This window comes from Candidatus Methylomirabilota bacterium, from assembly GCA_027293415.1.
GTDB lineage: Bacteria > Methylomirabilota > Methylomirabilia > Methylomirabilales > CSP1-5 > CSP1-5.
The window spans coordinates 1-8,163 of record JAPUFX010000026.1 but is presented as its reverse complement, the minus strand read 5'-3'; the positions used below and the strand labels follow the sequence as shown (position 1 = coordinate 8,163).

Here is an 8,163-nt window from a genome sequence, read left to right as displayed (position 1 = left end):
ATTTAAGCCTGTTGGCACATACCCAGTATTGGAGACGGCTACGATGGTTTTGCTGGCTTTGTCGTAAACCAGTTTGCTCCGACCCGGCTTGCGTTGGGCTATTGCTTGCATCGCCTCTTTAATCATTTCTTTTTGCGATGCCATGCCTACACCTCCTAATAGCTAATCCATCATTGTTAAAAACGTGCTAATTGTATTGCCTGATGAAAAGTGTTGCTCATAGGCCTCAAGCCAGAGCACGACTTTGATCATCACTTTGTTTAGGGTTATCCCACTGTGCCAGCGATTATCCCTCCAATGGCAAATCTGCACTTCTCCGTTTCGCCCGTTTTCAAGCGTATGCATGCAATGAGATAGACCATAGCTATTAACCGTTTGTTGGTATTGCAAAAGGGCAATTCCGGGGACACCATACTTAATTCTTGACTTTGGGCTTGCGTCGCCAAGGAGGCATGAGAAAAAATAAGTATGATGTCCCCAGATTTTCCCTCAGTGCCCCTGGCCCGCATTATTCACGAACGGGGTGTCTTCGTGAATAATGCGTCCCGCCGCTGCGGCGGGACTCAAGGCTAGCCCTGAGCGACGTCCCGCACACGCGGGGCGGAGTCGAAGCCCGGAGGGCAGATTATTCACTTCTATGTGAATAATCCGGGCTGGCGGAACCCTGGAGTGCTTAGGAGGAGTTAGTTAGGGAGATTTAGTTGGAGGGACACTAGGACCATAGGGCATAGACACTGGCCGTTCGTCTCAGTTGAGGGGCCTGTTTCCAAAATGCAAAGTCAAGACCTGACCCTTACCCCTGCTAAAGTTATAAGGCTGCCCAGTATTCCACCTACCACAAGGACTAATGTATGGTATATGTTTTGATCCATTTCATCTCCCGTATTACCGCCTTCATTTCTGCCTCATCACTGTAGAAACTCATTTGCTTGACCTCTTAAAATGAAATTGGTGAATCCCGCATTGGCGAGAGAGAATTTTCCCGTGATGCCAGCTTGTTCAAACCTAGCACTGACCTCCTGCGCCGAGTCATAACCTCCCGACACAATCATTACACGCAACGGGGGCCGGTGTTTTTGGGCAAGAAGCTGGAGAAAATGGTATTCGGTCGCCCGCCATCCAATGACCAGTACCCTTGTGACTTGTGGAATGCATTCCTCCAAGGTCTCTATGTGATCGGGTGGGCACTCATAACTTTTAGTCTCAAGTGGGATCGCCACTGCAGGGAAAACAGGAACTCCTTTGGATCTTGCAATAGGACAGTCTTTATCAAACAAATACGTGTCGGTAATGTCGATCTCGGTCGCACGATCGATTAATTCAGAGGCGACATCCCATTCATCGCGGTTATCAAGGCTGTGGATGACGGCGTTTACCTGACGCGCCCAACTCACCGAACCGTGCAACTTTATGATCTTATAATTATCCCTTGCTATGTAGTCGCGGAGGCCCTCTATCCTTATATCAACCGCAGGGAGAGCCTCTTCGAGCATGGTGTCGTAGTTAAAAGTAACCAGACAGATTTTCTCTCGTCCCTTGCTCCAATGCCGAAGTTGATCTAACAGGGCATCGTAGTTCGATCCATCTTTTACGGCTCTGTTTTTCCAGCCACGTTGACATTGAAAGATTATGTACTGAAGATAGAAGCGTACAGCCGCCAGTTGCCGGTGTCGCTCGGGGTCGCCTTCTGCCTCAGCTTGTATCTTTTGGAGTTCCTGCTCTATTGAGGTGTCCTCGGGAAGGCCCCGCAGACGGATATTAATTGCTTTACACCTTGGAAGGTTGGACACGGCGGTCGCAAAGACGTCTCTATTTTCAAACAATTCCTTCGCGAGGGGTGGACGCCTCTGCTCATCCCGGGCTGGAAGGCGTGATTGGGAGTGTGGAGGGTAAAACGGAGCTGAATCATAAGATGCCCCCGCTCCGAATACCACCATTAGCATGGCTTTTCCCCATTATGGAGCATAGGCAGTTCCTCGAAAGTGACGACTTGGCGTGGATGATCCAGTTTCTCGGCCATGGTCACCTCCTTCTGAAAGGGTATAATTAAGGGTCCGCGGTGACGTCTGTTGAGATGGTCTCGGCTCTCTCGGTGGAGGGGCTGAGTCCAAGGTAGGCACAGGCCTCACCGCGGATCTTTTGTCAGGGCTGACCCTTTGGCTCCCTGCCATTGGCGTTTGAGTAAGTGGCCGCCAGCATGGGGCCAGGTCAGCCCTTGCAACCTTCTGCTACTGTCCGGTCACTCGCCGTTGTCCTGCGGATCATGAATCTATGAACGCCGCATGGCAGCCAGGAAAGCCGCCATCCGAGGGGCTTTGCGGGAATAAAATTTTTCTTTATCGGGAAAAACCGCACGATCTAGGGGAGGCCACGTTGGGCCTTAATGGCTGCAATGATCGTCCTTCTTGCGGAGGAGTTTAACCCGTCGAGGACTTGTAAGTGCGCCCGTACTTTTGCAACAAGGAGTGCACAGAGGCGTTGGTCGAACTTCAGGATGTGCATATCGTAATCTGCTACGTTCCTCTCGTGTCGCAAATCGACTATCGCATCACCGACATCCTCAATCGTCTGATCCCCTGAATCTCTAAGATAGTCCGGAACATCCTGATGGACCTGTGGTGAGCGAGTAATGGGGAGGGACTCGGCCTCCAAAAGGTCCCTAGCGCTCAAGAAGAGGGCATAATAAGCACGACTTACGGAAGTACGACGGTCACCTTCCTCCTGGGAAGCATGTAATTTGTTGGCAACTTTCAGGAAGTCGCGTGGGTCCATCTACCCTGCTACCTCATAAGATAGTACGAACTTCCTATAATCTTCCCTCGATAGCATTGTGCGAAGGTGCCTCCGAGTCCGTCGCTCCGCGTCGAGTATTTCCTCAACATCGCCTCGGATGCGAATGGTTACCGCAAGCCAACGATAACCCTCGACTTCCGGGTCCTCCTTTACATCAATGGTCACCTGCTCCACGTGACGGTACGTATCTCGAACGATAGCGATGACATGTTCAACGGCCGACGACAGTAAATGCCGCCTGATGAAATCACCGGCGAAAGTGGTGATCGCCTCAAGCGGTCGGACATCCCTGAGATCGCCTCGAAAATCTCTACGGGTCCCAAAAAGTGACTCTTCCCTTCCCAAGGTCTTCTCCACAGGGAAAGGCAGGAAGAAGGGTTGGGGAGTGGGAACAAAGATTGCGCCTGCTTGAAGAAACCTGCTAAGGGACTGAATTCCGGTTGAGGTAGTAATGGGCTCTGCATGAGGAGTCACCTCTGGCTTCAGTTCTTGGGCTCCAAACGACCCAATCGAGGTGGGAGGAGAGGGCTTCCCAAGTGGCCTAAATAGCGTAGCCGTCTGCTCCGCGAAAGTGTGGTGCTCAAGCGCCATGGTTGACCTTACCTTCTTCAAGGCCGAAGTGTTCACCTGCTGCGCGATAGTAATCCCACGCCGCCGTCATGACGTCTTGAAGAGGAATTTGCTTAGCGTCAAAGATGGTGACTCCCTGCACAAATAGGCCCCCAGGGTATAGCCTGGACGGCTCCATTATGAGCGAAGAGGCTTGACGTTTTTCGTGTCCGGGGAAATAGTAAATAAATCCGCTACCGGAAGTAGGTCCGAGTCCAGTAGGTGCTGCCTTGACGTACTGACTCAAAAAATCGGCGGAGGGGATTCCCTCATCCAGCTTTCCGTGGAGATTTAGTGTGATGGTATGCGAAAGAATCTCAATGCCAGGGTCCGATTCCTTAACGGCTTCAAACACCTGCACGATTAGGCGATCCTGCACGTCTTGTTCAGGTATCTTAGTGTAGTTAATCTCAAAGCGTTCGGCCCGAACCCTAACAAGGGTTGTGAACTGAAAGAGCCAGCAGCTGACAGCGGCATCAGCAATATTTTGGACGGCAGTTTCTACGCGTAGGTCCGCAAGACCGGCACCAAACGGCAACATCCGCCTCAACAATCTGTCGTACAACCCGCTTTCTGCGGTCAAAAGCCTTATGCTTGGCAAAGCGAATTGTGCGTGATGAGAAAGTTCCACCTTTAACACTTTGATGCCAATCTTGTCCATCATTGGGCAACGCTCCCTTTATGGGTTTTCAGCTTCTTACCTTCGGCCTCTCCCCATATGATAAGCCGAACTTTATGCAATGCCCGTTCCGCCTCATCTAGGGCCGCCATGAGTTCCCTGTTCCGCCGCTTCTGCCAGGCGACCGTCCGGCAATGATCTGAGCAGTAACGGCCCCTGGGATGCCGAGGCTTGAACTGGGTCCCGCAGTGCTCGCAGCGCATGCCCTCCTCTCCACAGTTCGTTTATAACGCAAAAAGGGGCCAAAAAAAAGGACTATCAAGGCTCCGTCTCCCCTCGCGACCGACGGTCGGATCACTGCGGAAGGTGGGAGGTGGCAGCTTCCCTCTCCCGGCTCGGGCCTTGTCTTCGTCATAGCGGCGCACCCGGGGAAGGTCTAAGGTTGAGCCACCAGCAACCTTTCGCACCACCGCGCCCCTATTCTGGCATGTAGAATAAAGATTGGAGATTGGGGTTAAGTCGCTGGTTGACGGAAGTTGTCGTGATACGGCCCGGACCGACTTTTCGTGATCACCGGAGCCACCCAATTCGCCAGGCGAGAAGGGCAGCGGATCGCGCCCACGGAGCTATGGAAGGGTGAATGCCTCGGTCAACTTCTTCAGGGTCAACGCTTAACTAGTTTCATTTGACAGAGTCTCCACCGACCGCCTACTGTACACACAATACCCTTCGAGCCTTCAACCCGCCTCAGAATAGTCTCTTTTTGGCCCTGGTCGGTTTCAGTCTGTAAGCCCATATTCGGTTGAGGTCAGCGTTAAGGCAATTCGGTTGACGAACTTATCCGTATTGGTATACTTATACCGATACCCCTACTTTGGAGGAACACTATGGGTACGGAAAAGGCAACTTTCACCCTGCCCGCGGAGGTCCTGCGGAGGCTGGAAAAGGTCCCCGCCGGAAAGCGCAGCCTTTTGGTGGCGGAGGCCGTCAGGCGGGAGCTCGACCGCAGAGCTATGGCCGGGGCCTTGAAGAAGCTCCGACGCAGGACTGCCTGGAGAGAAAAGGACCATCCTGATCTTTTATCTCCCGAGGACTTTAGTCGCTATCGGCCGGCCAAGAGCCGGGTGACCGGGTGAGCACTCTGCTGGACACGAATTTCGTCATCGGCCTCCTTCGGGGGGCAAGTCCCTACTGGGAGCATCTGGAGCGATTAGTGGAAGCAACGGTCCCGACCATCTCGGCGGTGACCCGGTCGGAAGTTTTCGCAGGCTGCCACCCGCACGAGGAGAGAGTGACGAAGCATCTCCTCGATCGCTTTGAGACCATCCCGGTTCACGCCTCCATTGCTGATCTTGGCGGACGATACATCTATCGGTTCCGGCAAAGAGGATTAGCTTTGCACTTAGAAGACGCGTTAATCGGGGCGACGGCGGTTATGGAGGGATTCATCTTGGTGACCCGGAACGTGGGCCACTTCCCCATGCTCACGTTGGGGCAGGGCCTCATCCGGTTTCCGGATTAGGAAGGAAAAAGGTTAATTTTCCTTGACAGAGTGTCCACCGACCGCCTACCGTAAAACCAATAACCTGTGACCCTCCGACCCTCCTCCCACGGATCTCAGCGGAGCGACCCCATGGCCAAGAAGGTCGGCATCTTTGTCTGCGACTGTAACAAATCTCTCCCCATTGACATCGGGGCCATCACGCGGTCCCTGAACCTTCCGGCCAAGCCAAAGCTGTACTCCCGGCTTCGGCGGGACGACATTCATCCGCTCAAGTATCACGCGCAGAAGGAAAAGTATGACCGCCTCCTCATCGGGTGTTGTGGCGAGCGGGAATTTTTCCTCCACGAGCTTTCGACCATCGGATTCCAGGCGGAGCAGATCCAGTTCCTCAATCTGAAAGAGGAGTGCTTTTGGGTCCACGAGGACCGGGAGGCAGCTAATCGGAAGGCAGCCCGGCTCCTCCGGGCGAGCATAGAGACTGCCGAGGCGCGCCAACAGATGCCGGAGAGGCCGGTCAGGGCGGGGGACCTGATTTCCATCGTGGCCGAGACCCCCCTCGCCTTTTCGCTCGCCCGACGACTCGCCAACCATGCCAAGGTGACGCTCCTCATCGAGGAGACCTCCGAGGCCTTCGATAGCTTTCTCCCCTCGCCGCTCCCGTGCGAGGTGAATCGTGGACGGGTAACCGAGATCCAGGGGCAACTGGGCGAGTTTAAGATCGTCGTGGAACGGACCCAGGCCATAGATCTGGATCGCTGCGTTTCCTGCATGCGCTGCGTCCCCGTCTGCCACACCCAGGCCATCACGGCAGGCCTCCGCCTCATCGATTCGAAGTGCGACCGGTGCGGGGATTGCCTTACCGAGTGTGGAGAAGTCCAGGCGATCAAGATCCCCCGCAAGGACCAGCAGATGGTCGAGGCGGATCAGGTGATCTTCCTGGGGAGCCAGCAGCTACCACCTCGCTACCGGCGTCCGGGCATTCATCACGTTCCCACGGTCCGACCCGAAGACATCGACCGGATCGCTTTCGATGCCATGGCCCTGATCGGTGACTTCATGAAACCGGAATTCGTGAAGTACAACATCGGCACGTGCGCCGGTGGGTACGCCGACTTCAAGGGGTGTGGCATCTGCATCCCGTCCTGCCCTTACGATGCCATCCAACGAGACCCTGGAGCTTCGCCCTCTCGGGTCACAGTGGACCCGGTCAGTTGCGAGGGGTGTGGTGCCTGCATCTCTGCGTGTCCCACTTCGGCCCTCCATTTTGCCGAGCCCTCGCCTCGCTTCATCTATACGAAGATGCGGGCGCTCCTCGCCCCCGTGAACGGCGGAGAGGAGGAACGGCCGGTCCTCGCCTTTCACTGCAGCAATACCGGGCGGGCTGCGCTGCAAAACGCCCGGGCTTTGGAGGTCAAACTCCCGGCCAATCTGTTACCGATCGAGGTTCCGTGCCTCCGCTATGTTTCCGAGGCCAACATGCTCGCGGCGTTCCGCCTGGGGGCAGCGGGGGTGGCTCTCCTGGGCTGCGAGCAGTGCCCTCACGGAGAGCGGCAGCTTCTCCTCGAGAAGCTGGACTTCGCCAAAATCGTCCTCGAGAGCTTCGGATTCGGGGGGGAGCGGATCCGCCTCTTTACCACCGAGGAAGCGGCCCACGAGGCCCTCTCCGCTCTCGGGCGTTTCGCCACCCAGACCTCGCCGTTTCCGATTAAGTGGGACGGACAGTTTCCCGACAAGGTGGAGAACCGCGAAATCATCGCCGACGCGATCGCCACCTTCCTTGAGGGCACCGGGAGGAATCCGGGTCGTGTCAAGGAGAATACCCCCTTCCCCTTCGCCTGGGCCGATGTGCGGGCCGAGGGATGCACCATGTGCCGGTCCTGCGTCAATATCTGCCCGGTCCATGCCTTTAAGCTGGATGACGAGAAGCACACCCTGGAGTTTCGCTACATGAGCTGCGTCGCCTGTGGCATGTGTGAGAAGGCATGCCCGGAAAATGTCATCACCCTGCATCGGGACCTGATCCTGGAAAAAGCGGCCTTTACCTATCAGGTGATGGTCCAGGACGAGATGGTGGGCTGCCTCCAGTGCGGGAAAGAATACATCAACAAGAGAGCGCTCGCTGCCATTCAGGTCAAGGTGGGGATGCTTGATGCCTTTCTCGAGGGCCGGGCGGATCTGCTGCTCATGTGCCCGGACTGCCGGGCCGTCAAGGCAATGATGGAAATGGAGAAGGGATGGGAGCCGTGATCGGCGATCGGGAACTCTGCCAGTTCCGCCGTGAGTACTATGAGCTTTTCTCTGTCCTTTTCCTGCGAGAGCCGACGGCGGAGCTGCTGACAGCGCTCGGGCAAAACCTGGAGGCTCGCGTCGAGGCGGCAGCCGCCTTGCATCCCGTGCTGGGAGAAGGGTGGCGGGAAGTGGGCCAATTCCTCAAGAAGGAGCACGAGAATCCCAAGGATCTTGCGGCGAAAGTCACCGACGAGTTCACCCCCCTTCTTGTAGGTCCGGGCATCCCAAAGATCACCCCCTGCGAATCTTTGTATCTCACGGGCAAGCTATTCGGTCCCCCCCTCGTCCAGATCCGGAACTTCATGCGGCGGGTCGGGCTCGAGAAGCGAGAGGAATGGTCGGAGCCAGA

Annotated in this window: 9 protein-coding genes; 5 read left to right on the top strand and 4 right to left on the bottom strand. The window is 55.7% G+C overall.

Features of this window, described 5'->3' with window-relative positions:
* Nucleotides 1-908: 908 nt before the first annotated feature.
* Together O6929_01950 and O6929_01945 are read right to left on the bottom strand one after the other, a co-directional pair.
* On the bottom strand, nucleotides 909-1,943 hold the full coding sequence (locus tag O6929_01950; GenBank protein MCZ6479159.1) for a hypothetical protein: 1,035 nt from the start codon (nucleotides 1,941-1,943) through the stop codon (nucleotides 909-911).
* A 415-nt stretch (nucleotides 1,944-2,358) separates the two neighbouring features.
* Nucleotides 2,359-2,772, bottom strand: a complete 414-nt coding sequence (locus O6929_01945; protein ID MCZ6479158.1) for a hypothetical protein — start codon at nucleotides 2,770-2,772, stop codon at nucleotides 2,359-2,361.
* Between the two features lie 66 nt (nucleotides 2,773-2,838).
* Between O6929_01945 and O6929_01940 the strand changes: the two genes are divergently transcribed.
* Nucleotides 2,839-3,024 (top strand): hypothetical protein, encoded by a 186-nt coding sequence (locus tag O6929_01940; protein ID MCZ6479157.1) that lies wholly within the window; start codon nucleotides 2,839-2,841, stop codon nucleotides 3,022-3,024.
* A 349-nt stretch (nucleotides 3,025-3,373) separates the two neighbouring features.
* Here the strand turns inward: O6929_01940 and O6929_01935 are convergent, their stop codons facing one another.
* Nucleotides 3,374-4,066: a hypothetical protein gene (locus O6929_01935; protein MCZ6479156.1), complete on the bottom strand. Its 693-nt coding sequence runs from the start codon at nucleotides 4,064-4,066 to the stop codon at nucleotides 3,374-3,376.
* A complete protein-coding gene (locus O6929_01930; protein MCZ6479155.1) occupies nucleotides 4,063-4,284 on the bottom strand; it encodes a hypothetical protein in 222 nt (73 codons plus the stop codon). Before O6929_01930 ends, O6929_01935 begins: the two co-directional genes overlap by 4 nt.
* 624 nt (nucleotides 4,285-4,908) lie before the next feature.
* Between O6929_01930 and O6929_01925 the strand changes: the two genes are divergently transcribed.
* From O6929_01925 to O6929_01910, 4 genes are all read left to right on the top strand, one after another.
* A complete protein-coding gene (locus O6929_01925; protein MCZ6479154.1) occupies nucleotides 4,909-5,157 on the top strand; it encodes a hypothetical protein in 249 nt (82 codons plus the stop codon).
* A complete protein-coding gene (locus O6929_01920; GenBank protein ID MCZ6479153.1) occupies nucleotides 5,154-5,543 on the top strand; it encodes a type II toxin-antitoxin system VapC family toxin in 390 nt (129 codons plus the stop codon). Before O6929_01925 ends, O6929_01920 begins: the two co-directional genes overlap by 4 nt.
* Nucleotides 5,544-5,654: 111 nt before the next feature.
* Nucleotides 5,655-7,772: a 4Fe-4S dicluster domain-containing protein gene (locus tag O6929_01915; GenBank protein ID MCZ6479152.1), complete on the top strand. Its 2,118-nt coding sequence runs from the start codon at nucleotides 5,655-5,657 to the stop codon at nucleotides 7,770-7,772.
* Nucleotides 7,760-8,163: molecular chaperone TorD family protein (locus O6929_01910; protein MCZ6479151.1), on the top strand; the 404-nt coding region annotated here is incomplete at its 3' end. The genes O6929_01915 and O6929_01910, both read left to right, overlap by 13 nt.